Origin of the sequence: Janthinobacterium sp. SUN026 (assembly GCF_030397625.1) — a bacterium.
In the GTDB taxonomy this organism is placed as follows: domain Bacteria; phylum Pseudomonadota; class Gammaproteobacteria; order Burkholderiales; family Burkholderiaceae_D; genus Janthinobacterium; species Janthinobacterium kumbetense.
Map to the genome: position 1 here is coordinate 300,943 of NZ_JAPQNU010000001.1, position 26,995 is coordinate 327,937.

A 26,995-nucleotide genomic window follows, 5' to 3' on the forward strand; every position below is an offset into this window, starting at 1 on the left:
GCCGTCCATTTACAGGAAGCTCTCGCTCTCGACCTGGCGCAACACCTCGTCGAGCGCCTGGCGCGCCTTGCGGATGGTGTTCGGGTCCTGCGTTTCCAGCGCCGCCTGGAAATTGGCCGTGTGCGCCGCCAGGTACTGGCGCACGTCGCCCAGCGACTGTTCGTACAATCGGTCGGCGCGCGTGACCAGGGTGCGGTTTTCCATCTGCTCGCGGGGGTGGATCTTCAGGTCGGCTAGTTCCGCAAAGCGCTGCTCGATCTGTTCCGGCGTCATCACGCCCGCATTGTCGCTGATGACCATCTTGTGCTTTTCCTGCGTGGCCAGCACCGTCACTTCCGCTTCCAGCACGCCGCTGACGTCATAGGTGAAGCGCACGTCGATGCCGATCTCGCCCGCCTTTTTCGCGGGAATCGGGAAGCTGATCTTGCCGAGGAAGACGTTGTCGGCCACCAGGCGCGACTCGCCCTGGAAGATCGCCACGTTGATTTCTTTCTGGTTGTCGTAGATGGTGGTGATGTTTTCCGTGCGCGAGACAGGCACCACGGAATTGCGCTCGATGATGGGCAGGTAATGCCCGCCTTCATACTGGTTCGCGCCGACCTGGCGCGAAATCGAAATGCCCAGCGAGTACGGCGCCACGTCCGTCATCACCACTTCATCGAGGGCAGAGTCGCGCATCTTGAGGCCTGCCTGCACGGCGGCTCCCAGTGCCACGGCTTCGTCCGGGTCCAGGTGGATGGCGGGGAAGCGGCCGAACATACGCGAGACGAGTTTACGCACCAGCGGCATGCGCGTGGCGCCGCCGGCCAGCACCACTTCATTCAATTCCGCGGCGCGGATGGTGGCGTCGCGCAGCGCCCGCTCCACGGGCAGGCGCAAGCGCGCCAGCAGCGGTTCGCATAGCTGCGCCAGTTTGTCTTCGCTGATCTCCCAGCTGTATTCCTTCTCCTGGTAGCGCGTGGCCATGCGCACGGACGGCTGGTCCGACAGCAGGCGCTTGACGCGCTCGGCTTCATCGCGCAGCAGTTGCTGCTGGCGCGGATCGAACAGGCGGCTGCCGGCCGCGTCGCGCAAGCCGCTGCCTTCCAGGAAGGCGTCGACCAGCACGGTGACGAAGTCTTCGCCCCCTAAAAAATTATCGCCGGCCGAGGCGCGCACTTCCATCACGCCTTCGAACAGCTCCAGGATCGACACGTCAAACGTGCCGCCGCCCAGGTCGAAGACGAGGAATTTGCTTTCCTGCTCCTTGTCGCGGATACCGTAAGCCAGCGCGGCGGCCGTCGGCTCGTTCAGCAGGCGCTCCACGCGCAAGCCCGCCAGTTGGCCGGCGATGCGCGTGGCCTTGCGCTGCGCATCGCTGAAATACGCGGGCACGGTGATGATGGCTTCCTCGACCTTGTGGCCCAGGAAGGCTTCGGCATCTTCCTTCAGCGCGCGCAGCACCATCGACGACAGCTCTTCCGGACGGAATTGCTGCGTGCCGAGGGTGATCTTCTTTTCGCTGCCCATGTAGCGCTTGAAGACGGCCGCCGTCAGCTGCGGGTGCGTCTGCAGGCGCTCGCGCGCGGCGCGGCCCACCAGCACGGTGCCGTCGTCATCGATGCTCACGCACGACGGCGTCAGGTGTTCACCGAGCGCATTCGGGATGATGGAAGCCTTGCCGTCGCGCCAGATGGCGACCAGGCTGTTGGTGGTGCCCAGGTCGATGCCGATGATCATCAGATATCCGCCTCCGCTTCATTGCCGTGTTCTTCGATCCAGGCGCGGCGTCCAGCTGCTTCGCCTTTGCCCATCAACATATTGAAGCGGGAGGCCGAGGCCATGTGGTCGACTTCACCGAGCTTGACGGGCAGCAGGCGGCGCGTGTCCGGGTTCATCGTCGTTTCCCACAGCTGCTCGGCGTTCATCTCGCCCAGGCCCTTGAAGCGCGAGATCGACCAGGCGCCCTGTTTCACGCCTTCCTTGCGCAGCTTGTCCTCGATGGCGAGCAGTTCGCCGTCGTCGAGCGCATAGATCTTCTGCATCGGTTTCTTGCCGCGCGCGGGCGCATCCACGCGATACAACGGCGGGCGGGCGATGCAGATGTGGCCCTTGTTGATCAGCGCCGGGAAGTGCTTGAAGAAGAGCGTCAGCAGCAGTACCTGGATGTGCGAGCCGTCCACGTCTGCATCGGACAGGATACAGATCTTGCCGTAGCGCAGGCCGGACAGGTCGGGCGAGTCGCCCACGCTGTGCGGATCGACGCCGATGGCCACCGCGATGTCGTGGATCTCGTTATTCGCGAACAGGCGGTCGCGGTCCGTTTCCCACGAATTCAACACCTTGCCGCGCAGGGGCAGGATCGCCTGGAATTCCTTGTCGCGGCCCATCTTGGCCGAGCCGCCCGCCGAGTCGCCCTCGACGAGGAACAGTTCATTGCGCGTGATGTCCGACGATTCGCAGTCGGTCAGCTTGCCCGGCAGGACGGCGACGCCCGAGGATTTTTTCTTTTCCACTTTTTGCAGCGAGCGCTGGCGCGATTGCGCCTGCTTGATCACCAATTCGGCCAGCTTCTTGCCGTAGTCGACGTGCTGGTTCAGCCACAGTTCCAGCGGCGGCTTGGTGAAGGTCGACACGAGGCGCACGGCGTCGCGCGAGTTCAGGCGTTCCTTGATCTGGCCCTGGAATTGCGGGTCCAGCACCTTGGCCGACAGCACGAAGGAAGCGCGCGCGAACACGTCTTCCGGCAGCAATTTGACGCCTTTCGGCAGCAGCGAGTGCATTTCGACGAAGTTTTTGACGGCGCCGAACAGGCCGTCGCGCAAGCCCGATTCGTGCGTGCCGCCATTCGAGGTGGGAATCAGGTTGACATACGATTCGCGCACGATGGCGCCTTCTTCCGTCCACGCCACGACCCAGGCCGCGCCTTCGCCCTCGGCAAAGCCTTCCGAGTCCGGGCCCGCATACTGCGCGCCTTCGAACAGGGGAATCAGGGTTTCGCCATTCGAGACCTGTGCCAGCGTTTCGGTCAGGTAGCCGCGCAAGCCTTCCGCGTACTGCCAGGTTTGCGTATCGCCCGTTTTCGCGTTGGTGAGGGTGACGGTGACGCCCGGCAGCAGCACGGCTTTCGAGCGCAGCAGGCGTTGCAGCTCGGTTTGCGAGATGTTCGGCGAATCAAAGTATTTGGCATCGGGCCAGGCGGTGACGCGTGTACCCGACTTCTTGCCGTCGCGCGGTGCGGGGCGGGAGCTCAGGGGCTCGATCACGTCGCCGTTGGCAAACACCATGTGGTGCAAGCCGTTGCCGTCGCTTTCCTTGCGCCAGACGGTGATTTCCAGGCGCGTCGACAGCGCATTGGTGACGGACACGCCGACGCCATGCAGGCCGCCCGAGAACGCATAGGCGCCGCCCGAACCCTTGTCGAACTTGCCGCCTGCGTGCAGCCGCGTAAACACGATTTCCACCGTCGGCACGCCTTCTTCCGGGTGCAGGCCGACGGGAATGCCGCGGCCATTGTCTTCGACGGTGATGCTGCCATCCGTGTTTTGCGTCACGGCGATATGCGTGCAATGACCGCCCAGCGCCTCGTCGGAGGCATTGTCGATCACTTCCTGAATGATGTGCAGCGGATTTTCAGTGCGGGTGTACATCCCCGGGCGCTGCTTGACGGGTTCCAGTCCTTTCAGGACACGGATGGATGATTCGCTGTAGTCGGATGCTGGTTTTTTAGTGGCCATACGTGTTCAAGCTAAGTAAAGACAGTGGTTGGAACGCCAGGCCAGGGCACTGCGTGGCGCAGTGACAGCGGCGGCGATAACTGTATGAATATACAGTATATCCCGTCCAGCGTCACTGAGGGAGGGCAGTGCGGCAGGCTTGGCGTCCTTGTGCGGACGCTCGCGCATTCTATCTTGTCCCGCGAGCAATAGCGCTACTCCAAGGCAACAACAGTGCGCCGCGCGCGTGGTTTGGCGCCCATTGTGAAGGATTTTATGCGGTAAAGCGCCCGTTTTTACATCTTGTTTACAGCTGCCTCCCCAGTCTTTACGAATTTTTTAGACCCTTTTGGCTAATCTGCTCACTATCAAAACAAACCTGAATGAGGGTGGGAATGGATCTCGTGTATCTCGGCTTGATTGCCGTGTTTTTCGTCCTGGCGGCCGGCTTTGCCGTCGCCTGCGACAAATTAGGGAGCGTCAAATGAACGCGTTTTATGTGCTGGGCGCCGTCGTGTCGGCTGGCCTGCTCGTGTACCTGCTGGTGGCGCTGCTGAAGGCGGAGGAACTGTGATGACGACGCAATCGATACTGTTATTGGTGGCTTTCCTGGCCGTTCTGCTGGCCGCGGGCTATCCGCTGGGCCTGTATATGGCCAGGGTGGCCGGCGATGGCCCCGTGCGCGGCCTGGGCTGGCTGCAAAAGCTGGAAAATCTGCTGTACCGCTGGTCCGGCCTGCCCGCCGACAAGGCCATGGGCTGGAAAAGCTATGCCATCGCCCTGATCGTCTTCAATACCGTGGGCGCCGTCTTCGTCTACGGCCTGCAGCGCCTGCAGGGCTTCTTGCCCTTGAATCCCCAGGGTCTCGGCGCCGTCAGCCCCGATTCCTCGTTCAATACCACCGTCAGCTTCGTCGCTAATACCAACTGGCAGGGCTACGGCGGTGAACAGACCATGAGCTACCTGACACAGATGCTGGGTATGGCATGCCAGAACTTCTTTTCGGCGGCCACCGGCATCGCCGTGATCTTCGCGCTGGTGCGCGGCTTCGCCTCGCGCTCAGGCAAATCGATCGGTAACTTCTGGGTCGACCTGGTGCGCTCGACCCTGTACATCCTGCTGCCGCTGTCCCTGGCCCTGTCCGTCGTCTTCATGGGCGAAGGCATGATCCAGAATTTTTCCGCCTACAAGGAAGTAACTTTGCTCGACCACGTGGCGTATGAAACGCCGAAAGTGACGGCCGATGGCCAGCCCGTGCTGGATGCGGCCGGCAAGCCCGTGATGGAAGCGCAAGTGGCGACCACGCAGACGATCGCCATGGGGCCCGTCGCGTCGCAGGAATCGATCAAGCTGCTGGGTACGAACGGCGGCGGCTTCTTCAATGCCAATTCCTCGCACCCGTACGAAAATCCCACCGTGCTGTCGAACTTCCTGCAGATGCTGGCCATCTTCATCATTCCCGCCGGCCTGTGTTTCACGTTCGGCCGCATGGTGGGCGACATGCGCCAGGGCTGGGCCGTGCTGGCCGCGATGACCCTGATCTTTGTCGTCATGACGGCCGGCGTGATGAGCGCCGAGCAGCAAGCCAATCCTGCCCTGCAGGCGCTGGGCGTGGACCAGCAGGCCAGCAGCTTGCAGTCGGGTGGCAATATGGAGGGCAAGGAAACGCGCTTCGGCATCAGCTCATCGACCCTGTTCGCGGCGGTGACGACGGCCGCTTCGTGCGGCGCCGTCAATTCCATGCACGACTCCTACATGCCCCTGGGCGGCATGGTGCCGCTGCTGCTGATGCAGTTCGGCGAAGTGATCTTCGGCGGCGTGGGCACGGGCCTGTACGGCATGCTGATGTTCGCCATCCTGGCCGTCTTCATCGCCGGCCTGATGATAGGCCGCACGCCCGAATACCTGGGCAAGAAAATCCAGGCGTATGAAATGAAGATGGTGTCGCTGGCCATCCTGATTACGCCAGCCCTCGTATTGACGGGCACGGCGATCGCCGTGATGGTCGAACCGGGTACGGTGGGCGTGGCCAATCCGGGCGCGCACGGCTTCTCGGAAATCCTCTACGCCTTCACGTCGGCGGCCAACAACAACGGCAGCGCGTTTGCTGGCCTGTCCGCCAACACGCCGTTCTACAACGTGATGCTGGCGATTGCCATGTGGTTCGGCCGCTTCGGCGTGATCGTGCCCGTGCTGGCGGTGGCCGGTTCGCTGGCGGCCAAGCAGCGCCTGTCGGCCAATGCCGGCACCATGCCCACGCACGGCCCCATGTTCATCGGCTTGCTGATCGGCGTTGTCGTGCTGGTCGGCGTATTGAATTACGTTCCCGCGCTGGCCCTGGGCCCGATCGTCGAACACCTGCAACTTTTCATCAAATAAGAGGCTACCATGTCACGCACAAGCCTGACTTTGTTCGATTCCGCACTGATCGGCCCCGCCGTCGTCGATGCGTTCAAAAAACTCGACCCCCGCACGCAGTGGCGCAGCCCCGTGATGTTCGTCGTCTACGTGGGCAGCATCATCACGACCCTGCTGGCCATCCAGGCCCTGAACGGCCAGGGTGAAGCGCCATTCGGCTTCATCGTCGCCGTCGCCGTGTGGCTGTGGTTTACCGTGCTGTTCGCGAACTTCGCCGAAGCGCTGGCCGAAGGCCGCAGCAAGGCGCAGGCGGCGTCCCTGCGCGCCCTCAAGCAAACGGTGATGGCAAAGAAAATGCAGACGCCGAAATACGGCACTTCCTGGCTGCCCACGCCGGCCACTGACCTGCGCAAGGGCATGACGGTGCTGGTCGAGGCGGGCGACGTCATTCCCGCAGACGGCGAAGTGACGGCCGGCGTGGCCTCCGTCGACGAGAGCGCCATCACGGGCGAATCGGCGCCCGTCATCCGCGAGTCGGGCGGCGATTTTTCCGCCGTGACGGGCGGCACCCGCGTGCTGTCGGACTGGCTGCTGGTGCGCGTTTCCGTCAATCCGGGCGAAGCCTTCATCGACCGCATGATCGCCATGGTCGAAGGCGCCAAGCGCCAGAAAACGCCGAATGAGATCGCCCTGACGATTTTGCTCGTCGCCCTGTCGATCGTCTTCCTGATCGTCACCGTGACCCTGCTGCCGTATTCGCTGTTTTCCGTGGCGGCGGCCGGCAGTGGCACGCCGGTGACCATCACCGTGCTGATCGCGTTGCTGGTGTGCCTGATCCCGACCACCATCGGCGGTCTGTTGTCCGCCATCGGCGTGGCCGGCATGAGCCGCATGATGCAGGCCAATGTGATCGCCACGTCGGGCCGCGCCGTGGAAGCCGCCGGCGACGTGGACGTGCTGCTGCTGGATAAAACGGGCACCATCACCCTGGGCAATCGCCAGGCGTCGAGTTTTGTACCAGCACCCGGCGTAACGGAGCAGCAGCTGGCCGATGCGGCGCAACTGGCCTCCCTGGCCGATGAAACGCCGGAAGGGCGCAGCATCGTCGTGCTGGCCAAGCAGAAGTTCAATATCCGCGAACGCGAGATGGCCAGCCTGCACGCCACCTTCGTACCGTTCACGGCCCAAACGCGCATGAGCGGCGTGGACATTCCTGGTGAACAGCAGGTGCGCCAGCTGCGCAAGGGCGCGGCCGATTCTATGAAAAAATATGTTGAAGCGCTGGGCCAGCCGTATCCGGCGGAGGTGGGGCGCGCCGTCGACGACATCGCGCGCCGCGGCAGCACGCCGCTGGTGGTGGTCGACGATGGACGCGTCATGGGCGCCGTGGAATTGAAGGATATCGTCAAGGGCGGCATCAAGGAGCGTTTCGCGGAACTGCGCCGCATGGGCATCAAGACCGTCATGATCACGGGTGACAACAAGCTGACGGCGGCGGCGATTGCCGCCGAAGCGGGCGTGGACGATTTCCTCGCCGAGGCGACGCCGGAAGACAAGCTGAAACTCATCCGCAGCTACCAGTCCGAAGGCCGCCTCGTTGCGATGACGGGCGACGGCACCAACGACGCACCGGCGCTGGCGCAGGCCGACGTGGCCGTGGCCATGAATTCAGGCACGCAGGCGGCTAAGGAGGCGGGCAATATGGTCGACCTGGACTCGAACCCGACCAAGCTGCTGGAAATCGTCGAAATCGGCAAGCAGATGCTGATGACGCGCGGTTCGCTGACGACGTTCTCGATTTCGAACGACATCGCCAAGTACTTTGCCATCATCCCGGCCGCCTTCGTGGGCACCTATCCGCAATTGAAGGCGCTGGACATCATGCACCTGGCCAGCCCTGCGTCGGCCATCATGTCGGCCGTGATCTTCAATGCCTTGATCATCGTCGTGCTGATTCCATTGGCGCTGAAAGGCGTGCAGTACCGGGCCATCGGTGCGGCCAGCCTGTTGCGCCGCAACCTGCTGATCTACGGCTTGGGCGGCATCGTCCTGCCCTTCATCGGCATCAAGCTGATCGACATGCTGCTGTCCGCACTCAATTTAGTCTAAAGGAACCATCATGAGCACTATCGTACGTCCCGCCCTGGTCCTGTTTGCCGCGCTGACCGTGATCTGCGGCGTCGTCTATCCGTTTGCCACGGCCGGTATCGGGCAGCTCGCTTTCAACGATGAAGTCAACGGCAGCATCGTCGAGCGCGGTGGCAAGCCTGTCGGCTCGATGCTGATCGGCCAGTCCTTCACCTCGCCCAAGTATTTCTGGGGCCGGCCATCGGCCACCGCGCCGATGGCGAACAACGGCGCCGGTTCGGGCGGCTCCAACCAGGGGCCGAGCAACCCGGCCCTGGTGGACGCCGTCAAGGCGCGCATCGCTGCCCTGCAGGCAGCCGATCCGGGCAATCGCAACCCGATCCCTGTCGACCTGGTGACGGCGTCGAGCAGTGGCCTGGATCCGGAAATCAGCCTGGCGGGCGCCTTGTACCAGGCGCCGCGCGTGGCCCGCGTGCGCGCCGTGCCGCTGGCGCAGGTGGAAAACGCCATCGCCAAGGTGCAGAAAACCGCGTATATCGGCTTTTTCGGCGAACCGCGGGTCAATGTGCTGGAACTGAATCTGGCGCTGGATGCGGCCGCGAAGTAAGATGATGCAGGGGCAGAGCCGCCGGTTTTGCCCCTGGTTTTGACATTAAAAGATGCCCATGCTCCCCAACGACAGCCAACGCCCCGACCCTGATGCCCTGCTGGCGCAAGTGCAGGCGCAGGAAAAGAAAGCCGCGCGCGGCCGGCTGCGCATTTACTTTGGCGCCTCGGCCGGCGTCGGCAAGACCTATGCGATGCTGGCCGCCGCCCGCAAATTGCTGGCCGATGGCCAGGACTTGCTGGTGGGCGTGGTGGAGACGCATGGGCGCCAGGATACGGCGGCCCAGCTTGATGGCTTGCCCGTGCTGCCCCTGAAGGCCATCGAATACCGGGGCAAGACCTTGTTCGAGTTCGACTTGGACGAAGCGCTGCGGTGCGCGCCGGCGCTGATACTGATGGATGAACTGGCCCATTCGAACGTGGCCGGTTCGCGCCATCCGAAGCGCTGGCAGGATGTCGAGGAATTGCTGGCGGCCGGCATCGACGTGCTGTCGACCGTCAACGTGCAGCACCTGGAAAGCCTGAACGACGTGGTGGGCGGGATCACGGGCGTGCGCGTGGCCGAAACCTTGCCCGACACGGTGTTCGACCGCGCCGACGAAGTGGTGCTGGTCGATATCCCCGCCGATGAACTGCTGCACCGCCTGAAACAGGGCAAGGTGTATCAGCCGCAGCAGGCCGAGCGGGCGTCCCAGCATTTTTTCCGCAAGGGTAATCTGATCGCCCTGCGCGAACTGGCCTTGCGCCGCACGGCGGACCGGGTGCAGGACGACGTGCAGGCCTACCGCGTCGAAAAATCGATCAATCCCGTATGGAAGACGGGCGCCGCGCTGCTGGCCTGCGTGGGGCCGCACGCGGGGGGCGAACACGTGATCCGCAGCACGGCGCGCCTGGCCAGCCAGCTGAATGCGGAATGGCATGCGCTGTACGTGGAAACGCCCCGTTTGCAGCGCCTGCCGGCGGGCCAGCGCGAGCGCATCCTGAAAACCCTGAAATTGGCGCAGGACCTGGGCGCGCGCACGGCCGTCAATCCGTCCGCCGACATCGCCGGCGCCGTGGTCGAGTATGCACGCAGCGCGAATATCTCGAAAGTCATCGTGGGACGTAGCCGTACCGGTGCGCTGGCGCGCCTGTGGCATGCGTCGCCGGCCGCGCGCATGGCCAGCCTGGCGCCCGATATCGACCTGGTCGAAGTGGGCTTGCCGCCAGCCGATGCTGCGCCCCGGCGCGCTGCTGGCGAAGACGCAGAGGCGCCGCGCCGGTCCTCGCGCCATTGGCGTTACATCCTGGCTGCCGGCGCCAGCTTGGCCACGGCCCTCGCCTCGGTCCCCCTGCAACCCTATCTGGACCTGGCCAATATCGCCATGCTGTCCTTGCTGACGGTGGTGCTGGTGGCCGTGCGCCTGGGGCGCGGGCCGGCGGCGCTGGCCAGCCTGGTGGGCGTGGCTTGCTTCGATTTCGTCTTCGTGCCGCCGCGTTTTTCGTTTGCCGTGGGCGATTTCCAGTATGTGATCACCTTTGGCGTGATGCTGGCCGTGGGACTGATCACGGGCCACCTGACGGCAGGCCTGCGTTTCCAGGCGCGCGTGGCCTCGCACCGCGAAGCGCGCGCCCGCGCCCTGTACGAATTCTCACGCGAGCTGTCCGGCGTGCTGCAGACGGAACAGATTTTCGACATCACGAAAAGCGCCATCGAACGGGCTTTCCGCGCGCGCGCCACCTTGCTTTTACCTGATGACGATGGCAGCTTGCAAGCCCCGAACGGCGGCGAGCCGCTCGATATCGGCATCGCGCAGTGGGCCTTCGACCATGCGCAGGCGGCGGGGACGGGCACGGATACCTTGCCGGCGTCGCCCATTTTCTACCTGCCGCTGATCGCACCGATGCGCACACGGGGCGTGCTGGCACTGCTGCCGCTCGAGGGCGCACACCGCGGGCGCTGGCTGCTGGTGCCGGAACAGCGCCAGCACCTTGACACCTTTGCCGCGCTGGCGGCCATCGCCCTCGAACGCGTGCATTACATCGACGTGGCCCAGGGCGCGCTGCTGCAGATGGAGTCCGAGCGGCTGCGCAATTCGCTGCTGGCGGCCCTGTCGCACGACTTGCGCACGCCGTTGACGTCGCTGGTGGGCCTGGCCGAATCGCTGGCCCTATCGCGGCCAGCCTTGTCGCCCGCGCAGCTGGACATGGCGCGCTCGCTGCAATCCGAAACCGTGCGCATGAGCGCCCTGGTGGCGAACTTGCTGGACATGGCGCGCATCGAAAGCGGGCAAGTGCGCCTGAACCTGCAATGGCAGGCGCTGGAAGAAGTGGTGGGCAGCGCGCTGCGCGCCAGCGGCCCCCAATTGCAGCAACATGCTGTGCAGACGCAGCTGGCGCCGGACTTGCCGCTGGTGCGCTACGACGCCGTGCTGATCGAGCGCGTACTGTGCAACCTGCTGGAAAACGCGGCCAAGTACACGCCGCCCGGCAGCACCATCACGGTCGCGGCCGGGGTGCACGGCCAGTTCCTGCAGGTGACGGTGGCTGATGATGGCCTGGGCTTGCCGCCCGGCCGCGAGGAAGCCATCTTTGAGAAATTTACGCGCGGCGAGCGCGAATCGAACAAGCCGGGCGTCGGGCTGGGGCTGGCCATTTGCCGCGCCATCGTCGAAGCCCACGGCGGCACCATCCATGCGCAGCCGCACGCGCCGGGACAGGGCGCTGCCATCGTCTTCAGCCTGCCGCTGGGCACGCCTCCGGCGCCGCCGGAGATCGAGCTCGATGACGCCAACGACCATGAAACAGGAAAACCAACATGAACGAACCTTCCGCCACCGCCCTGCTGGTCGAGGATGAACCGCAAATCCGCCGCTTCGTGCGCGCCGCGCTGGAGGACGAGGGCTGGCAGATTTTCGAATCCGCCACCATGCAGCGGGGCTTGATCGATGCCGGTACGCGCCGGCCCGACCTGATCGTGCTGGACCTGGGGCTGCCCGATGGCGACGGCATCGATTTCATCGCCGACATCCGCAAATGGTCGGCCGTGCCCATCATCGTGCTGTCGGCGCGGGTCGACGAGCAGGACAAGATCCGCGCGCTCGATGCGGGCGCCGACGACTATCTCACCAAGCCGTTTGGCGTGGGCGAACTGCTGGCCCGCGTGCGCGCCACCCTGCGCCGCCAGCGCCAGCCTGCCGCCAGCGACGATGGCGTGGTGCAGTTTGGCGACGTGCGCGTCGATTTGAAGGACCGCCTGGTGACGCGCAACAAGCAGCTGGTGCACATGACGCCGACGGAATTTCGCCTGCTGTCGGTACTCGTTAAGAATGCCGGCAGGGTGGTCACCAATCCGCAGCTGCTGCGCGAAGTGTGGGGGCCGTCGAACAGCGAAAACGGCCACTATCTGCGCATCTACATGGGCCATCTGCGCCAGAAGCTGGAAGCCGATCCGGCCCAGCCGCAGTACCTGCTGACGGAAACGGCCGTCGGCTACCGGCTGCTGCTGCCGCTCTAACACCTGTCAACCCCCTGTTTGAAAACAGGCGCCGCGCGCGCCAGGGGGGCGCTTTACCCATTTTTTTGCAGCGGCGGGCCAGCTGCGCCATGTTGGCAAAGGCCCATACCACCCATGAAGAAGAAAAAACCATGAATAAAATGCTACTTGCACTTGCCGTCGCCACCGCCTTTACAGGCAGCCTGGCCCACGCGGAAGAGGCCAAGCCCGACAATGAAGTCAGTTTCAATGTGGCCGGCGTGTCCGACTATCGCTACCGCGGCATTTCGCAGACGCGTTTGAAACCGGCGCTGCAGGGCGGCGTCGATTACGTCAACAACCCGACGGGCCTGTATGCGGGCGTATGGGCTTCCACCATCAAGTGGACCAAGGACGCGGGCGGCAGCGGCGACGTGGAAGTGGACCTGTATGCGGGCAAGCGCGGCCAGCTGACCGGTGATGTCGGCTATGACGTGGGCGTGCTCGCTTACGTGTACGCGGATAACGGCTTGAAGCACGTCGCCGGCCTGGCCGATGCGGACACGCAGGAAGTCTACGGTCAGCTGTCGTATGGTCCCGTTTACGTCAAATTTTCGCACGCCGTCTCCAACCTGTTCGGCATCGTCAACAGCAAGAACAGCGGCTATCTGGATATTGGCGCGACTATCGACCTGACGAACGGCTGGACCGGCAACCTGCACGCGGGCCACCAGAAGGTCAGGAACAATGACGCGTCGAGCTACACGGATTGGAAGGTGGGCGTCACGCGCGACTTCGGCGTGGTGACGGGCGCGCTGGCCGTGATCGGCACGAACGCGGGCAAGTCGGCCTATGCCTCGCCCGTGAATGGCAAATTCATGGGCAAGACGGCGCTGCAGCTGACGGTCAGCAAGACGTTTTAATGGACTGAGTTGACTGAAAGGAGAGGCGGCGCATGCGCCGCCTTTTTTGCGTACTTACGCTGGCAGGTTGAAAACGGCGCAGTACAGCTGCCCCAGCCCCACCACGCGGGCGGACGGGATCTGCGCGGCCAGCGCATGGGTGGGCGCCGCTTGCGCGTCCGTTGCCAGCAAGACGCGCAAGCCCGGATTGACGCTGCGCGCGTGCGCGATGCGGCGCGCCAGGCCCGCCTGCGCGGCGCCATCGATGACACCGTCGAGCGGCACCACCAGCACGCGCGCGGCGATCAGGGCCGAACGGCTGCCCATGGAGTCGCGGCCTTCGCTGTCGATGACGATGTCGTGGTAGCAGTGCACCAGGTGCTCGAGCTCCGGCTGCAAGCCCTTGGCGCTGATGGCGCGCGCCATCAGGCGCGGCCGCGTCAGGCTGCCGTGCATGGCGCCGTCGTGCAGGTTCCTGGCTTGCGCCATGGCGCCCTGGCGCGGATCGGCATCGAGCAGCAATACCTTGCGTCCGGCCAGCGCGCGCGAGGCGGCCAGCCGTCCGGCCAGGATGGATTTCTCCATCCCCCCGCGTTCATCCGTGATGGCGATGATCATCTTGGCGCACAGCTGGCATGATGTTGGCGTGGGAAACCAGCTGCAGCAGACAACCTTCGCGCGGCGCATCCCTGTCGCTGGCGGTCCATGCGGGCAGTTCCATCAGGGGTTCGAGCGCCGCGGCCAGGGCGGCCTGGCCGGCGGCGGACATGGGCGTCATCGGCAGGCGCAACGCGTCGCGCACCTTGCCTTGCATGGCCAGCGCGGCTTTGACGGGAGCGGGATTCGGTTCGGCAAATAGCAGGCGGATGACGGGCAGCATGATTTTGAACAGGGCGCCGGCGGCGCCGTGGCGGCCCTGCTTGACCAGGTGATATAACTGCGCATACAGATCGGGCCGGACCTGGGCGGCGGCCGACATGGCGCCGTGGCCGCCCATGGACAGGCTGGCCAGCAGCAGCGCATCGTCGCCACACAGGACGTCCAGGCGCGTGTCGAGCAGCAGTTCGCCCAGTTGCTGAAGCTTGCCGCCCGCTTCCTTGATGGCGACGAAGTGCGAGTCGCGCGCCAGCAGCGCGGCCGTCTGCGGTTCGATATTGACGCCCGTGCGCGCCGGCACGTTGTACAGCACAATGGATTGGTCGGTGGCGGCGGCGATGGCCTGGAAGTGGTGCACGATGCCGTCCTGCGACGGGCGCACGTACGCGGGCGCGGAGACCAGCAGGCCGGCCAGCGGATGGTCGTTGTAGCGTTGCACCGTGGCGACGACGCCGCGCGTATCGCTGCCGCCGATCCCCATCACGACGGGGAAACGGGGGCCGACGGCTTCGAGCACGCTGTCGAGCAGCATGGTCTGTTCCGCGGCGCTCAGCATGGCCGCTTCGCCCGTGGTGCCGCACACCACCAGGCCATCGATGCCGCTGGCGGCTAGTTCGCACGCCAGTTGCTGGGCGGCGTCGAAGTCGATTTCACCATCGACATCAAGGAATGGCGTGACCATCGGCACCCAGATGCCCTGGAAGTGCGCAGTGATGCGCGAGGAAGACATCGCCTGTTCGCAGGCATACTGCTTCATAGCGATTTCCCCTGGCTGATGCGGCCAAACTCCGCCGCCGGCAGCAGGCGCATGACGGCATCCATGGTCAGGCGCAGGGCCGGTTCCGTCACGCACAGCCAGACTTTCATGCGTTCGGCGTGGTCGACCGCCTCGACGCGCATAAATGACAGCATGCCGCCGCAGGTCCGCACGACCAGCTGGCGCAGTTCGGCCAGGCAGGCTTTGTCGACCGTGATATGCATGAGAAAGGTGGGCAGGCGGGGATGGCGGTGGGGCAGGGCTTGATGCGCTTGATGCGTTTGCAGGCGTGAATGGGGTTCCATGGTGGCTTTGCAGCGGTGGTTGAGGTACGTTCAAGATTAGCAGCGGGGGCGTAAAGATTCTCTAAAAAGCGGGGCCGCCAGCGTAAACGGACTGTATGCATCGGACGTGGACGTGTTGCGTGGATGCCCCGCGCGTGGGCTTTTGTTACAAAATTGAATCGTGCTTTCCGGGGCAGGGGTTTATATTGAAAACGTCTCCGCTTTCAGTCAGCCCCGCCATGTCAGACGAAAAAGATCCCCAGCTTTCCCCTTCCACCGATCCCGCGGCGTCAGCGCCAGCTTCGGCGCGGCCCGACCGGGTAGGCAGGGCGCCCGATGATGAGCACCGCGCGCGCGATGCAGCACCCCGCTACCTGAAGGACAACGACACGCCGCTGGCGCTGGCATGGCGGGTGATCTCGTCGCGCTACCGCTCCATGCGCGACAAGGCCAGCCGCGATTTCATGCGGCGTACTTTGCGCATCGGTATCTCTGCGCGCATTTTTCACCCCGAACCGGGCGCCACTGGCCTGCGTAGCAAGAACCTGCAATACCTGGAAGAGTCGATTGCGCAGTGGGTGATGTCGCGCGACGTGCTGGTGTTCATGATCCCGACGGTCAATACCAGCGGCCAGCTCCACCCGAGCAACATCACCCTGCGCCACTATGCGCGCCACCTGGACGGTCTGGTGCTGCAAGGCGGCGCCGACGTCTCGCCGCAGACGTATTCCGAGGCGGCCACGCGACCCGAATGGAATGGCGACCGCGCGCGCGACCTGTACGAGCTGGAGCTGCTGCACGAATTCGTCGACGCGGGCAAGCCCGTACTGGGCATATGCCGCGGCTGCCAACTGATCAACGTGGGCTTTGGCGGCACCCTGTACCAGGACATCGCCTCGGACGTGGAAGGCGCCACCTCGCACGTCAACGACCTGTATGACCGCCATCGCCACACGATCGTCTTCCCGAAAGGCTCGTCCTTGGCGGGCCTGTTCCCGAAGACGGGCGAGGCACTCGTCAATTCCATCCACCATCAGTCGGTGAAGGATCTGGGGCGCGACATCACGGTGGAAGCGTATTCGCAGGGTGACAACATCGTCGAAGCCATCCGCTACCAGCGGGCCCGTTTCGTCATGGGCTTGCAGTGGCACCCGGAATTCCATTCGGCGGGCGGCGTCGAGTTGCTCGATTGCACGCCCATCCTCGATAACTTTTTGCGCGCGGCGCGGGAGACGCGGTTTTGAGTACGCACCTGATGCGCCGGCGCGCTGTGCTGGCCGGCCTGCTGGCGCTGCCCCTGGCTGGCTTGCGCGCGGCGCCGCGCCCGCATGAAGGCGCGCTGCCGTTTGCGCTGACGTCCGCCGCGCGCGCGCGCACGCTCAAGGCGCGAGTGGCGCCGGCCATTGCGGAACAAGTGGTCAAGGCGGCGCGCAAGGATGCGGCGCGCCCCGTGCACCTGATGGCCGAAGTGCGCACGGGCGGCTTGCTGAAGGGCGAAGGCGGGCGTGAGACCAGCCAGCAGGCGCAGGAAGACTGGCGCCAGGCGCGCCTGCAGGCGCTGGCCTGGAGATTATCGGGCGAGATGGCGCATTTCGAGGCGGCGCGCCAGCTGCTGCTGGCCTGGAGCGGCGCCTACCAGCCGTCGTTCAGTCCCGTCGACGAGACGGAGCTGGCCAGCCTCCTGATAGGCTTTGACCTGGTGCAGGAACGCCTGAACGGCGTCGAGCGCGAGCAGGTGCAGGCGTTTTGCCGCACCCTGGCGCACGGATATCTGAGTGACCCCATCAAGGTGGGTGGCCCGTCCACGGCGCGCAACAACTGGCACAGCCACCGCATCAAGATCGGCACGGCCGCCGCGTATGTCACGGGCGACGCTTTGCTGATCGCGCGGGCGAAGGAACGCTTCCTGGCGCACGTGCCGCGCAATATCGGCGCCGGCGGCGTGCCCTTCGACTTTGAACAGCGCGACGCCCTGCATTACACCACCTACAGCCTGGAGCCGTTGCTGACGACCGCCCTGATGGCGCAGGCGCATGGCGACGACTGGTATGGCGCGCCGGAAGCGCGGCGCCTGGCCGAGGCGCTGGCCTGGCTGGCGCCGTACGCGCTGGGGAGAAAGACGCACGAGGAGTTCGCCAAGAGCGCCGTGCCGTTCGACCGCAAGCGCGTGGCTGCCGGTGAAAAAGGCTTTACGGGGAATTGGGAGCCCAAAGGCGCCGCCAGTGTGTACCTGCTGGCGGCGCGCTTTGATCCCGCTTACCTGCCGCTGGCGCTGGAATTGCGCCCGCCAGCCTGGGCGTTGGCGTTGTATGGGAGCTGATTAAAACTTCGTGCGCACGGTGAACATCACATTGCGCGGCTCGCCGTAGAAGCCCGTTTCGAACAGGCCCAGACCCGTGAAGTACTTCTTGTCCATCAGGTTGTTGACATTGATGCTGGCCGTGATGTCCTTGCTGATTTCGTAGCGGGCCAGCAGGTTGACCAGCGCGTAGCTGCCTTGCTTGATGCGCGAATAGTCGTCGATGGCTGGGTTCCAGATATTGCCGTCGTAGCTGCTTTGCCAGTTGATGCCGCCGCCGACGGTCAGCTTGTCCAGGCTGGCCGGCAGGCGCCACGTGCCTTGCACGCGCACCAGGTGGGCAGGCTGCGTCGTTTTCAGCATGGTGGAAAAGACATCCTTGTCATCCGCATCGCGCACGTGGGTGTAGGTGTAGCCGGCGCTCAGCTTCACATCTTTCATCACTTCACCCGTCACTTCCATTTCCACGCCACGGCTGGTGACGCCATCGATGGCCTTGAACACCGCCTCACCGTTGACTTGGCCCGCAGGGCCGGCCACATTGCTTTGACGGATCTGGAACAGGGACGCGCTGGCATTGACCTTGCCGTCCAAATATTCTGCCTTCACCCCCGCTTCCACGCCCTTGCCGCGCACGGGCGACAGAAAGTTGCGGTTCACGTCGCGGTTGCTCTGCGGCGCGAAGATGCTGGTGTAGCTGCCGAACACGGAATAGGTCTTGTCGAGGTCATACACGACACCCGCATATGGCGTGACGACGTTGGTTTCCTCGATGCGCGAGGTGATGCGCGCGGTGTCGGCGTCGAAGAAGGTGCGGTCCTGTTCCTGCCTATAGTTGCTGACGCGCGCGCCGAGAATTATCGACAGCGCATCGACGGGATGCAGGCGCACGGCGCCATACAGGCCGCTCTGGCGCGTGCTGTCGTTGTCGTTACCCTTGCGCGCAAACGCCGGTTCCGCATACTGGCCGCGCCAGTCGAAGTAGCTGCTGTCGAGGGTCGGATAGATCGAATCATAGACGGGGCCATCCTGCTTTGCCGTCGAGGTGGAGTAGCCGATCATCGCTTCATGCCGGCGGCCAAAAGCTGTAAACGGGCCGCTGGCGTCCACGTTGACGGTCGTCTGGCGGCGGTCGCCCTTGTATTTGCCCATGAAGAAAAATGTGCCTGCGCCCGTGACAGGGTGGGGATTGCCGCCGCTGGCCGAACCGAGCACGCTGTCATGCTTGCTGCGCAGCTGGTTCGCGCTCAATTTCAGTTTCCACTCGTTGGCGAGCGTATGTTCCAGCGACGTGAACAGCGTGGTGTTCTGCATGTCGCGGCGGCTCCAGTCCGTGGCCGGGTTCCACGAAGTGGGGAAATCCGTGCGGGTGCCATCAGACAGCAGCACGGGGAAACCCGTCCAGGTCGAGCCGCGCGGCTTGTAATCCTGGTGCGTAAAGCCGGCCGTCAGCAGAGTGACGGGCGTCAGGTCCGCTTCGATGATGCCGTAGGCGACGGATTTCTGCTGCGTGTAGCGGTCGAGGTACGAGTGCTTGTCCTGGTAGGCGCCCACCAGGCGGCCGCGCACCGTGCGGCTGTCGTTCAGGGGGCTGGAAACATCGGCTTCGCCGCGATAGTTGTCCCACGATCCCGCGCCCAGGGTGGCCGAACCCTCGAAGTGGGCAGTGGGGCGCTTGCGCACCATGTTGACGGTGGCCGACGGGTCGCCCGAGCCACTCATCAGGCCCGTCGCGCCTTTCAGCACTTCGATGCGGTCATAGATGGCCATGTCGCTATTGGTCGTGCCCCAGTCGTAAACGCCGTCATAGATGGCCGACACGCCGTCGTACTGGAAATTGGTGACGGCAAAGCCACGCGCCTGGAAGCTCCAGCGGTCACTGTCGTAGTTTTGCACGCTCACGCCATTGACGTTCTTCATGACATCGGAGACGGCATTGCTGTTCTGGTCATCCATCTGCTGGCGCGTGACGATGGTCAGCGACTGCGGCGTTTCGCGTTGCGTCAACGCCAGTCCCGTGGCGCCGCTGGCGGGGCCGCCCGTATAGCTGCCCGTGCCGCTGGTGGCGGCGCTGCGCTCGGCGGCCGCCACCACCGTGACTCCGCTCATGACGGCCACGCCGCGACTGTCCGCCGAAGGGGCGCCGGCGCTGGCGGCGATCTTTTGCAGCAGGTAGCCGCCGTTCGATTGCGGCACGGCTTGCAGGCCGCTGCCGGCCAGCAGCACGCGGAAACCATCGTGCACGCCATAGCTGCCTTGCAGGCCGGCGCTGCGCAAGCCTTGCGTGGCATCGCTGGAGAACGACAATAGAATGGCGCTGTCGCTGCCGAAGCGTGTCAGCACATCGCCCAGGGCGCCGGCGGGAATGCTGTAGACGCGCACTTGCTGACTTTGTGCCTGGGCCAGCGCCGGCAGGGTGAGAGCCATGCCGATCTGCGACAGGGCACAGGCCAGGACGGTGCGGGTAAGGAGGGAACGCGAAGCGTGGTGCATGGAATAAAACCTTTCGTGGATGCGCAAGATGGAGACTACCTATCTTCCAAGTCACGCGAGCACGCAGAAACAGCTCACTTTGCAGAAAATTTAATTCAGCGGGCCGCCAGTTCGATCCTGACGACTTGATTGCCCCAGAAGCGCGTGACGGTATTGCGCCGCAATTGCAGGCTGGCGCTGACGGCGTCGAGGATGGCGCCGACATCGGCCAGCGGGTAGGAACCGGAGACGCGCAGGTCGGCGATGGCGGGCGTGCAGGCCAGCGGATGCTCGCTGTAGCGCGCCAGCTCGGCGAGGAAATCGGCCAGGCGCATGTCGCGCGCCACCAGCATGCCATCGAGCCAGGCGCCGCCATATGGCGCCAGCGCCTGGCGATGATGGCTGCTGCTGTCGAAATGGGCGCCTTCGCCGGGACGCAGCACCAGGCGCTGGGCGCCGTCGCTGGCCAGTACGGCGACGGCCCCGTCGAGCACGCCGGCGCTGGCATAGTCATCGTGCAGGCGCACGGTGAAGCGCGTGCCCAGTGCCTGCAGGCTGCCATGCGGTGTGGCGACGAAGAAGGGGCGCCGTGCCGCATCCTTGCCGGTGGCGATGAAGATTTCGCCGGCCAGCAGTTCGATGCTGCGCCGCTCGCCGTCGTAAGCGATGTTCACGGCGCTGCTGGTGTTGAGCGTGAGCTGGGTGCCATCGTCCAGGGTCACCACGCGGCGCTGGTTGACTGCCGTGCGGTAATCGGCCATCCAGCCGCGCCATGGGCTGCGGCGCTCAAACGCATACAGCGAGGCGCCGCAGGCCAGCAGCAGGGCCAGGGTCTTGACGGCATGGCGGCGCGGCGCATTCGCTTGCATGCAGGCGCGCAGCAGGGTGGCGTGCATGGCGGGCGGCAGGCGTTCATGCTGCGTTTGCAACTGCTGCCACGCCTGCGTGGCGCTGCCGGCCCGCTGCAGGTGGCGTTTCACCGTGGCCAGCGAGATGCCGAGCTGGTGCGCGATGTCTTCCTGCGGCAGCTCGTCGAGCTGGCGTAGTAAAAAAGCCCGTTTCACGGGAGGCGGCAAGCCGTCAAGCATGCGGTCGAGTTCAAACACGGTCGCCAGCAGCAGTGCCCGCTCCTCTGGCGATGGCGCATGCCGGGGCGGCAGTTGCGCCAGCACGTCGAGGTAAGCCTCTTCGAGTTTCTGACGGCGGTAGTGGTTGAACAGCACGCGCTGCGCGACGGTGGCGAGAAAGGCGCGCGGCTCGCGCGCGGCGACGGCGTCTTCGCGGTCGAGCAGGCGCATGAAGGTGTCGTGCGCCACATCGGCTGCGCATGCCGTGCTGCCCAGCTTCTTGCGCAGCCAGCCTTGCAGCCAGCCGTGGTGGTCGGCATACAGTGTCGCGATGTCCTGGCGTTGTAGCGGCTCTGCCAGCGGCATCGCATTCCCCTTGCATGGCCGGCCCGAGTGGGCTGGCGTTTTTAAATAATAATAAGAATCATTCTCACTTATTGTAACAAGCGGTGGCGGCGGCTGTAAATGACGGGGAGGCGCGGTGTGGTTTTTTGGGTTTGCGTTGTTGGGCTAAAAGTCACGATGACCGGCAAAACCGTCGCGAGCGGAAGGGAAAGGCGGCCAAGAAGCGCAACCGTACGAAGATACGGTGAGCATCGCAGGCCGCCTATTTCGACGCGCAGCAGGATTGGCCAGGCATCTTCAATAATTCATCGGTTCACCGCGAAAACATCTGATCGCCGAATCAACCATGCCCTCGGCGCTGCCCTGCAAGCTATGCTGCTTGCGCAGGTATTGTGCATCGCTCCACTGCTTGGCCACGTCCGACAGGTGTTTCAGGGCCGGCGTGCTGCCCAGCGCCTCGGCGTGCGGTTCCATCTTGCGCAGGGTGGTCATGATGTCTTCGCGCAGCGACATCGTTTCGTAGGTTTTCGGATGCGTGATGGCGCCGTCGAGGCCGAAGCGGCAAGCCTGGAAGCGGTTGTAGTTATATACGAGGTAATCGTCTTCCACCGGCGGGGTTTCGCGGCGTTCGAGCAGGTAACGGCACAGCGCTTGCAGGTAGGCGGCCAGCGCGGCGGCCCGTTCCACCGTCAGCGGCGTGTCGCACACGCGCAGTTCGATGGTGCCGAATTCCGGCTTGGGACGGATATCCCAGTAAAAATCCTTCATGCTCTTGATGATGCCCGTGTTCTCCATCTTGGCGAAATACTCGTTGGAGAACTGGTCCCAGCTGAGGGTGAACGGTGCGCGCCCGCTCATGGGAAACGCGAACACGGAGTTCAGGCGGGCCGAATCGAACAGGGTGTCGCGTCCCTGCACGTAGGGCGAGGACGCCGATAGGGCGATGAAGTGGGGGATGTAGCGGTTCAGCGAATGCAGCAGGAACATGGCGTCGTCGCCCGAGGCGCAGCCGATGTGCACGTGCTGGCCGAAGATGGTGAATTGCTTGGCCAGGTAGCCGTACAGTTCCGAAATCTCCTGGAAGCGTGGCTTGGAAAAGATCTTTTGCGACGACCATTGCTGGAACGGGTGCGTGCCGCCGCCTGCGATGCCGATATTGAGCTTGTCGCCGGCCGTGATCAAGGTGTCGCGGATTTCCTGCAGCTGCTCCAGCAGGGGGCCGTGATGCGTGTGCACGCTCGAGTTGATCTCGATCATGCTCTCGGTGATTTCCGGCGTGACGTTGCCGGGAAACGGTTTTTTGTTCAGCAGATGCAGCAGGTCGGGGCTGGCGGCCGTCAAGTCATAGTCCGACAGGTTCACCAGTTGCAGTTCGAGTTCGACGCCGAAGGTCAGCGCGGCCGATTGGCCAAAGGGTTCCAGCGGCATTTAGCGCTCCTTGATTTCGTGGGTTTCTTTGGCCAGCATCAGCACGCGCTGCACCAGCACGGGGCCGACCAGTTCCAGGCCCAGGGTGATGGCGGCCAGGGCGTTCAATTCGTCGCCGAAGTTCACGCCGTGCTGGCGCGCGTGTTCCAGCAGCAGGATGATGAAGACGGAGACGGGCGTCAGCGCCACGCCCGTCAGCACGCCCTTGCGCCAGGAAATGCCGCTGACATGCGAGAAAGCGGCCACACCGACGACTTTCGTCAGCAATCGCCCGCCGACGACGGCCAGGGCCAGGCCCGCGCCGGCAGCCACGCTGGCCCATTCCAGGGTCGAGGCGGCATACACGAACAGCAGCACCGTCAGCAGCTCGCCCAGGGCGCCGAAATTGCGCTGCGCCTGGCTGAAGGCGACACGGCGGTGGCGTGCCACCAGGCCGAAGGTGAGGGTGGCCAGCAGCGGCGACAGGCTGGTGGTGTAGGTGAGGGCGACGAGCAGCATCACCGACAGCGCAAAGGCGACGGTGGCATCCTGCGCCATATTGCCCAGGCGGCGCAGCATGGCCGGCACGACGATGCCGAAAACGGTACCGGCGGCCACCGAGGCGGCCAGCACGGCGGCGCTGCTGCTGCTGGCTTCGATCAGGTCGGTGGAGCTCTGGAACATCCAGAAGCCGACGATGATGTTGAACGTGAAGACGGCCAGCACGCAATTGAGGGCGGTGAGGTGGACGATGCGTTCCGTGACCTGGCCCGAACTGCGCTCCTCGTTGATGACGCGCATGATGGTGGCCGGCGAGGTGGACATGGCCAGGGACGCCAGCAGCAGCGCCGTCATCGAGGTGGAACCGAATTCGATGCCGATGAAGTAGACGACGGCAAAGGTCAGCAAGGATTCGACCAAGCCCGTGACGGCGATCCACGGATTGTTCTTCAGCCAGCGCAGGTTGATCCGGTAGCCGACTTCGAACAGGATCAGGCCGAAGGCCACGTCGGCCAGCACCAGCATCGGGCCCGCGTCCGTCTGCGGCAGGATGCCCACCTGCGTCTGCGCGAGGACGAAACCGATCACGCCGTAAAAACTGATACGCGGCAGGCCAGTCCAGCGGTGACCGAATTCGCCCACCACCCAGGCCAGGGTGATGGCGAACGGCCAGGACAGGTCGGCGGCGATCGAGATCAGACTTTGCATGCTCATTCCTTTGAAAATGGCGCTGGCACCGGCCGGCAGCACGGGGGCTGGCGCGGCAATGTCGTGGTGCAGCGATGGTGCATAGTTTGCGCAGAGCGATGCGCCGATTCTACCGGAGCAGAAGGCGCGCACGATGTGCGCAATCGAACAGTGTCGCGGCCATGGCGGCCGCGCACAGGATGCAGCAGGTTGGGCAGGGCTGGTATCAGCGTATGGTACCCGCCCGCAGCGGAGAGGCTCCGCACGGTAGTGCCGTGTCGCAGTGTACGGCATGGCGGCCCCCTGCCGCCATGGACTTTTTGTTGCGTGCTTTTATTTACTGAGCAGACGCATGCCCCGTTCCAGCCCGTCGATCGACAGGGGGAACATGCGGTTGTTCATCAACTGCCGCATCACGCCGATCGACTGGCGGTACTGCCATAGTCCCTCCGATTCGGGATTGAGCCAGATGAATTTCGGGAACGCCTGGGTAAAGCGCGCCAGCCACGTAGATCCCGCTTCCTCGTTGTTGTATTCGACGCTGCCGCCCGGCTGCAGGATTTCATAGGGGCTCATGGTGGCGTCGCCGACGAAAATCAGCTTGGTGTCGGGCGGGTACTTGCGCAGCACGTCCCAGGTGGGAAAGCGTTCGGCGTTGCGGCGCCGGTTGTTCTTCCACAGGTAGTCGTAGACGCAGTTATGGAAGTAAAAGAACTCCATGTTCTTGAATTCCGTCTTCGCCGCCGAAAACAGTTCCTCGGTGCGCTCGATATGGTCGTCCATGCTGCCACCGACGTCGAGCAACATCAGCACCTTGATGCGGTTCTTGCGCTCGGGCCGCATTTTGATATCCAGATAGCCGGCGTTATTGGCTGTGGCGGCGATGGTGGCGTCGAGCGCCAGTTCATCTTCCGCGCCTTCGCGCGCGAACTTGCGCAGGCGGCGCAAGGCCACCTTGATGTTGCGCGTGCCCAGTTCTCGCTCGCCGTCGTAATCCTTGTAGCTGCGCGCTTCCCACACTTTCACTGCCGTGCGGTTGCCGCCCTTGCCGCCGATGCGGATGCCTTCCGGGTTCGTGCCGCCATTGCCGAACGGCGACGTGCCGCCCGTGCCGATCCACTTGCTGCCGCCCTCGTGGCGCTCCTTCTGCTCCTTCAGCAGCTCGTTCAGGCGGTCCATCAGCTTGTCGTAGCCGAATTTTTCCAGCTGCGCCTTCTGCTCCTCGGACAGCTCGCGCTGCATGCGCTTTAGCAGCCAGTCGAGGGGAATCGCCGCATTCGTGTCGAAGGCAGCGTTGACGCCCTTGAAGTACTGGGCAAACGCGCGGTCGAACTTGTCGAAATGGGCTTCGTCCTTGACCAGGGTCAGGCGCGCCAGATAGTAAAAATCGTCCATCGAGGCGTCGATGACGTTCTTTTGCAGCGCTTCGAGCAGGGTCAAAAATTCCTTGATCGAGACGGGAATCTTCGCATCCTTGAGCGTGAAGAAGAAATCGATCAGCATGGCGCTTCCTCTGCCCCGGCGTCGCCTGCGCGAGGCAGTGCGGCGATCGGGCGCTGCGCCAGCTTGTAGCGCAGATGGGCGGCGATTTCCGGCCATTCGCCGCGCGTGATGCTGTACATGACCGTGTCGCGCACGGTGCCGTCGCGGCGCAGCGCATGGTGGCGCAGCACGCCATCCTTTTTCGCGCCCAGGCGTTCGATGGCCGCCTGCGAAGCGTGGTTGAAATTATCGGTGCGCAGACCCACCAGCGCGCAGCCGAGTGTGTCGAAGGCGTGCGCCAGCAGCAGCAATTTGCAGGTGGTGTTGACGTGGCTGCGCTGGCAGCGCTTCGCATACCAGGTGTAGCCGATTTCCAGGCGTCCGATGGCTGGCACCACGTCGTGGTAGCTGGTGGTGCCGAGCACCTCGCCGCTGGCCACGTCGATGACGGCAAAGGCGAAGCGCGAAGGGCGCATCTCGATACCCTTGAAAATGTACTGGTCCACCTGGTCCGGCTCGGGCACGGAGGTGACGCGCAGGTTCCACAGCTCGCCGTCTGTGGCCGCCGCGCGCAGGCCAGGCGCGTGGTGCGGCGCCAGCGCTTCGAGGCGGATGCCGTGCAGTTCCAGGGGGACGAAGACCTTGTCCGGGCTGATGTCGTTCACCGGCGCTCCTTAGCGGTTGGTGCGCGACATGAACATCAGGCGCTCGAACAGGTGCACGTCCTGCTCGTTTTTCAGCAGCGCGCCGTGCAGCGGCGGCACGACGGCCTTGTTGTCCTTGCTGCGCAGCGCGTCAAAGGGGATGCCTTCGGCCAGCAGGAGCTTGAGCCAGTCGAGGAATTCCGATGTCGACGGTTTTTTCTTCAGGCCCGGCACGTCGCGCACTTCATAGAAGGTTTGCAGCGCCTGCGCCAGCAATTCCTGTTTCAGGTGCGGGTAGTGGACGGCGACGATCTGCTCCATCGTGTCCTTGTCCGGGAATTTGATGTAATGGAAGAAGCAGCGGCGCAGGAAGGCGTCCGGCAATTCCTTCTCGTTGTTCGAGGTGATGATGACGAGCGGGCGATGGCGCGCAGTGACCATTTCGCGCGTTTCGTAGACATAGAATTCCATCCGGTCCAGTTCGCGCAGCAGGTCGTTCGGGAATTCGATGTCGGCCTTGTCGATTTCATCGATCAAGAGCACCACCGGTTCGGGCGCCGTGAACGCCTGCCACAGCACGCCCTTGACGATGTAGTTCTGGATGTCGCGCACGCGCTCGTCGCCCAGCTGCGAATCGCGCAGGCGCGAGACGGCGTCGTATTCGTACAGGCCCTGCTGCGCCTTGGTGGTCGATTTGATATGCCATTGCATCAGCGGCATGTTCAGCGCGGCGGCCACTTCCTCGGCCAGCATGGTCTTGCCCGTGCCCGGTTCGCCCTTGATCAGCAGCGGGCGTTGCAGGGTCAGCGCCGCATTCACGGCCAGTTTCAGGTCGGCGGTGGCGACATAGCTGTCGGAACCTTCGAAGCGTTGGCCTTGCTGGGTGTGCTGTGCTTGCATGAGCGGTCTGCCAAAGTAGGGAAATGGTGAGTATAAACAGAACTGTGGCGCACTGCCACGCGGACGGCCTGTGCCTGCCTGCCTACAATGCGGGTTTTATAGGTGGACTTGCAAGAATATCTTGGCTAGAATCGGCAAGCAGCAGATTAATTGTCAACCTTAATTGTCAAC

General features: G+C 64.1%; 21 protein-coding genes and 1 pseudogene. 9 read left to right on the forward strand and 13 right to left on the reverse strand.

Translation table 11 applies throughout. From position 1 onward, the window contains the following. Positions 1–9: 9 nt before the first annotated feature. The gene (locus OX459_RS01450; RefSeq protein WP_289903470.1) at positions 10–1,719 is read right to left on the reverse strand and encodes a molecular chaperone HscC; all 1,710 of its coding nucleotides are present in this window, start codon (positions 1,717–1,719) and stop codon (positions 10–12) included. After that, positions 1,719–3,716, reverse strand: coding sequence for a DNA topoisomerase IV subunit B (locus tag OX459_RS01455; RefSeq protein ID WP_289903472.1), 1,998 nt, complete (start codon positions 3,714–3,716; stop codon positions 1,719–1,721). Before OX459_RS01455 ends, OX459_RS01450 begins: the two co-directional genes overlap by 1 nt. 463 nt (positions 3,717–4,179) lie before the next feature. Between OX459_RS01455 and kdpF the strand changes: the two genes are divergently transcribed. The 7 genes from kdpF (at position 4,180) to OX459_RS01490 (ending at position 13,124) form a co-directional block, all read left to right on the forward strand. Continuing rightward, positions 4,180–4,269: a K(+)-transporting ATPase subunit F gene (gene kdpF / locus OX459_RS01460; protein WP_034746483.1), complete on the forward strand. Its 90-nt coding sequence runs from the start codon at positions 4,180–4,182 to the stop codon at positions 4,267–4,269. Then, positions 4,269–6,074 (forward strand): potassium-transporting ATPase subunit KdpA, encoded by a 1,806-nt coding sequence (kdpA, locus tag OX459_RS01465; RefSeq protein WP_289903473.1) that lies wholly within the window; start codon positions 4,269–4,271, stop codon positions 6,072–6,074. The genes kdpF and kdpA overlap by 1 nt, the downstream gene beginning before the upstream one ends. A gap of 9 nt (positions 6,075–6,083) precedes the next feature. Continuing rightward, complete coding sequence (gene kdpB, locus OX459_RS01470; RefSeq protein WP_251350246.1) at positions 6,084–8,162, forward strand: potassium-transporting ATPase subunit KdpB; 2,079 nt, start codon at positions 6,084–6,086, stop codon at positions 8,160–8,162. A gap of 10 nt (positions 8,163–8,172) precedes the next feature. Beyond that, positions 8,173–8,748, forward strand: coding sequence for a potassium-transporting ATPase subunit KdpC (kdpC, locus tag OX459_RS01475; protein ID WP_289903475.1), 576 nt, complete (start codon positions 8,173–8,175; stop codon positions 8,746–8,748). Positions 8,749–8,806: 58 nt separating this feature from the next. Continuing rightward, positions 8,807–11,548 carry a DUF4118 domain-containing protein gene (locus OX459_RS01480; RefSeq protein WP_289903476.1) on the forward strand — a complete coding sequence of 914 codons (2,742 nt, stop codon included), beginning with the start codon at positions 8,807–8,809 and terminating at the stop codon, positions 11,546–11,548. Further along, positions 11,545–12,243 carry a two-component system response regulator KdpE gene (gene kdpE, locus OX459_RS01485; RefSeq protein ID WP_034746496.1) on the forward strand — a complete coding sequence of 233 codons (699 nt, stop codon included), beginning with the start codon at positions 11,545–11,547 and terminating at the stop codon, positions 12,241–12,243. Before OX459_RS01480 ends, kdpE begins: the two co-directional genes overlap by 4 nt. 131 nt (positions 12,244–12,374) lie before the next feature. Next, on the forward strand, positions 12,375–13,124 hold the full coding sequence (locus OX459_RS01490; protein WP_289903477.1) for a TorF family putative porin: 750 nt from the start codon (positions 12,375–12,377) through the stop codon (positions 13,122–13,124). A 54-nt stretch (positions 13,125–13,178) separates the two neighbouring features. On the opposite strand, the gene OX459_RS01495 is transcribed toward OX459_RS01490, so the two are convergent. Genes OX459_RS01495 through OX459_RS01505 form a run of 3 tightly spaced genes read right to left on the reverse strand, consistent with a single transcriptional unit; the run spans position 13,179 to position 15,041 of the window. Next, complete coding sequence (locus OX459_RS01495; RefSeq protein ID WP_289903478.1) at positions 13,179–13,688, reverse strand: cobyrinic acid ac-diamide synthase; 510 nt, start codon at positions 13,686–13,688, stop codon at positions 13,179–13,181. A 10-nt stretch (positions 13,689–13,698) separates the two neighbouring features. Continuing rightward, positions 13,699–14,736, reverse strand: coding sequence for a 4-hydroxy-tetrahydrodipicolinate synthase (gene dapA, locus OX459_RS01500; protein WP_289903479.1), 1,038 nt, complete (start codon positions 14,734–14,736; stop codon positions 13,699–13,701). Then, on the reverse strand, positions 14,733–15,041 hold the full coding sequence (locus OX459_RS01505; RefSeq protein WP_233515995.1) for a hypothetical protein: 309 nt from the start codon (positions 15,039–15,041) through the stop codon (positions 14,733–14,735). The genes dapA and OX459_RS01505 overlap by 4 nt, the downstream gene beginning before the upstream one ends. Before the next feature lie 218 nt (positions 15,042–15,259). On the opposite strand from OX459_RS01505, the gene OX459_RS01510 reads away from it, so the two are divergent. After that, the gene (locus OX459_RS01510) at positions 15,260–16,264 is read left to right on the forward strand and encodes a type 1 glutamine amidotransferase (RefSeq protein ID WP_289903480.1); all 1,005 of its coding nucleotides are present in this window, start codon (positions 15,260–15,262) and stop codon (positions 16,262–16,264) included. Beyond that, on the forward strand, positions 16,261–17,340 hold the full coding sequence (locus OX459_RS01515; protein WP_289903481.1) for an alginate lyase family protein: 1,080 nt from the start codon (positions 16,261–16,263) through the stop codon (positions 17,338–17,340). The genes OX459_RS01510 and OX459_RS01515 overlap by 4 nt, the downstream gene beginning before the upstream one ends. Here the strand turns inward: OX459_RS01515 and OX459_RS01520 are convergent, their stop codons facing one another. The 8 genes and pseudogenes from OX459_RS01520 to OX459_RS01555 form a co-directional block, all read right to left on the reverse strand. Continuing rightward, positions 17,341–19,812: a TonB-dependent receptor gene (locus tag OX459_RS01520; RefSeq protein WP_289903482.1), complete on the reverse strand. Its 2,472-nt coding sequence runs from the start codon at positions 19,810–19,812 to the stop codon at positions 17,341–17,343. Between the two features lie 95 nt (positions 19,813–19,907). Then, a complete protein-coding gene (locus OX459_RS01525) occupies positions 19,908–20,687 on the reverse strand; it encodes a FecR domain-containing protein (protein WP_354669655.1) in 780 nt (259 codons plus the stop codon). Between the two features lie 54 nt (positions 20,688–20,741). Then, positions 20,742–21,224, reverse strand: a pseudogene (locus OX459_RS01530) (sigma-70 family RNA polymerase sigma factor); the annotation flags it as partial. Positions 21,225–21,500: 276 nt separating this feature from the next. Further along, on the reverse strand, positions 21,501–22,631 hold the full coding sequence (locus tag OX459_RS01535) for a YbdK family carboxylate-amine ligase (RefSeq protein ID WP_034780287.1): 1,131 nt from the start codon (positions 22,629–22,631) through the stop codon (positions 21,501–21,503). Continuing rightward, positions 22,632–23,819, reverse strand: a complete 1,188-nt coding sequence (locus OX459_RS01540; RefSeq protein WP_034780723.1) for a cation:proton antiporter — start codon at positions 23,817–23,819, stop codon at positions 22,632–22,634. A gap of 312 nt (positions 23,820–24,131) precedes the next feature. Beyond that, positions 24,132–25,301, reverse strand: a complete 1,170-nt coding sequence (locus OX459_RS01545) for a hypothetical protein (protein WP_289900275.1) — start codon at positions 25,299–25,301, stop codon at positions 24,132–24,134. Beyond that, positions 25,295–25,945 carry a GNAT family protein gene (locus OX459_RS01550; RefSeq protein WP_289903483.1) on the reverse strand — a complete coding sequence of 217 codons (651 nt, stop codon included), beginning with the start codon at positions 25,943–25,945 and terminating at the stop codon, positions 25,295–25,297. Before OX459_RS01550 ends, OX459_RS01545 begins: the two co-directional genes overlap by 7 nt. Positions 25,946–25,954: 9 nt before the next feature. Continuing rightward, positions 25,955–26,824 (reverse strand): MoxR family ATPase, encoded by an 870-nt coding sequence (locus OX459_RS01555; protein WP_289903484.1) that lies wholly within the window; start codon positions 26,822–26,824, stop codon positions 25,955–25,957. Between the last annotated feature and the right edge of the window lie 171 nt (positions 26,825–26,995).

What these genes read in the sequence shown, in the direction of transcription:
- OX459_RS01450 (WP_289903470.1), bottom strand. Translation starts at nt 1,719, where the DNA reads ATGATCATCGGCATCGACCTGGGCACCACCAACAGCCTGGTCGCCATC.
- OX459_RS01455 (WP_289903472.1), bottom strand. Translation starts at nt 3,716, where the DNA reads ATGGCCACTAAAAAACCAGCATCCGACTACAGCGAATCATCCATCCGT.
- kdpF (WP_034746483.1), top strand. Translation starts at nt 4,180, where the DNA reads ATGAACGCGTTTTATGTGCTGGGCGCCGTCGTGTCGGCTGGCCTGCTC.
- kdpA (WP_289903473.1), top strand. Translation starts at nt 4,269, where the DNA reads ATGACGACGCAATCGATACTGTTATTGGTGGCTTTCCTGGCCGTTCTG.
- kdpB (WP_251350246.1), top strand. Translation starts at nt 6,084, where the DNA reads ATGTCACGCACAAGCCTGACTTTGTTCGATTCCGCACTGATCGGCCCC.
- kdpC (WP_289903475.1), top strand. Translation starts at nt 8,173, where the DNA reads ATGAGCACTATCGTACGTCCCGCCCTGGTCCTGTTTGCCGCGCTGACC.
- OX459_RS01480 (WP_289903476.1), top strand. Translation starts at nt 8,807, where the DNA reads ATGCTCCCCAACGACAGCCAACGCCCCGACCCTGATGCCCTGCTGGCG.
- kdpE (WP_034746496.1), top strand. Translation starts at nt 11,545, where the DNA reads ATGAACGAACCTTCCGCCACCGCCCTGCTGGTCGAGGATGAACCGCAA.
- OX459_RS01490 (WP_289903477.1), top strand. Translation starts at nt 12,375, where the DNA reads ATGAATAAAATGCTACTTGCACTTGCCGTCGCCACCGCCTTTACAGGC.
- OX459_RS01495 (WP_289903478.1), bottom strand. Translation starts at nt 13,688, where the DNA reads ATGGAGAAATCCATCCTGGCCGGACGGCTGGCCGCCTCGCGCGCGCTG.
- dapA (WP_289903479.1), bottom strand. Translation starts at nt 14,736, where the DNA reads ATGAAGCAGTATGCCTGCGAACAGGCGATGTCTTCCTCGCGCATCACT.
- OX459_RS01505 (WP_233515995.1), bottom strand. Translation starts at nt 15,041, where the DNA reads ATGGAACCCCATTCACGCCTGCAAACGCATCAAGCGCATCAAGCCCTG.
- OX459_RS01510 (WP_289903480.1), top strand. Translation starts at nt 15,260, where the DNA reads ATGTCAGACGAAAAAGATCCCCAGCTTTCCCCTTCCACCGATCCCGCG.
- OX459_RS01520 (WP_289903482.1), bottom strand. Translation starts at nt 19,812, where the DNA reads ATGCACCACGCTTCGCGTTCCCTCCTTACCCGCACCGTCCTGGCCTGT.
- OX459_RS01525 (WP_354669655.1), bottom strand. Translation starts at nt 20,687, where the DNA reads ATGCACGCCACCCTGCTGCGCGCCTGCATGCAAGCGAATGCGCCGCGC.
- OX459_RS01535 (WP_034780287.1), bottom strand. Translation starts at nt 22,631, where the DNA reads ATGCCGCTGGAACCCTTTGGCCAATCGGCCGCGCTGACCTTCGGCGTC.
- OX459_RS01540 (WP_034780723.1), bottom strand. Translation starts at nt 23,819, where the DNA reads ATGCAAAGTCTGATCTCGATCGCCGCCGACCTGTCCTGGCCGTTCGCC.
- OX459_RS01545 (WP_289900275.1), bottom strand. Translation starts at nt 25,301, where the DNA reads ATGCTGATCGATTTCTTCTTCACGCTCAAGGATGCGAAGATTCCCGTC.
- OX459_RS01555 (WP_289903484.1), bottom strand. Translation starts at nt 26,824, where the DNA reads ATGCAAGCACAGCACACCCAGCAAGGCCAACGCTTCGAAGGTTCCGAC.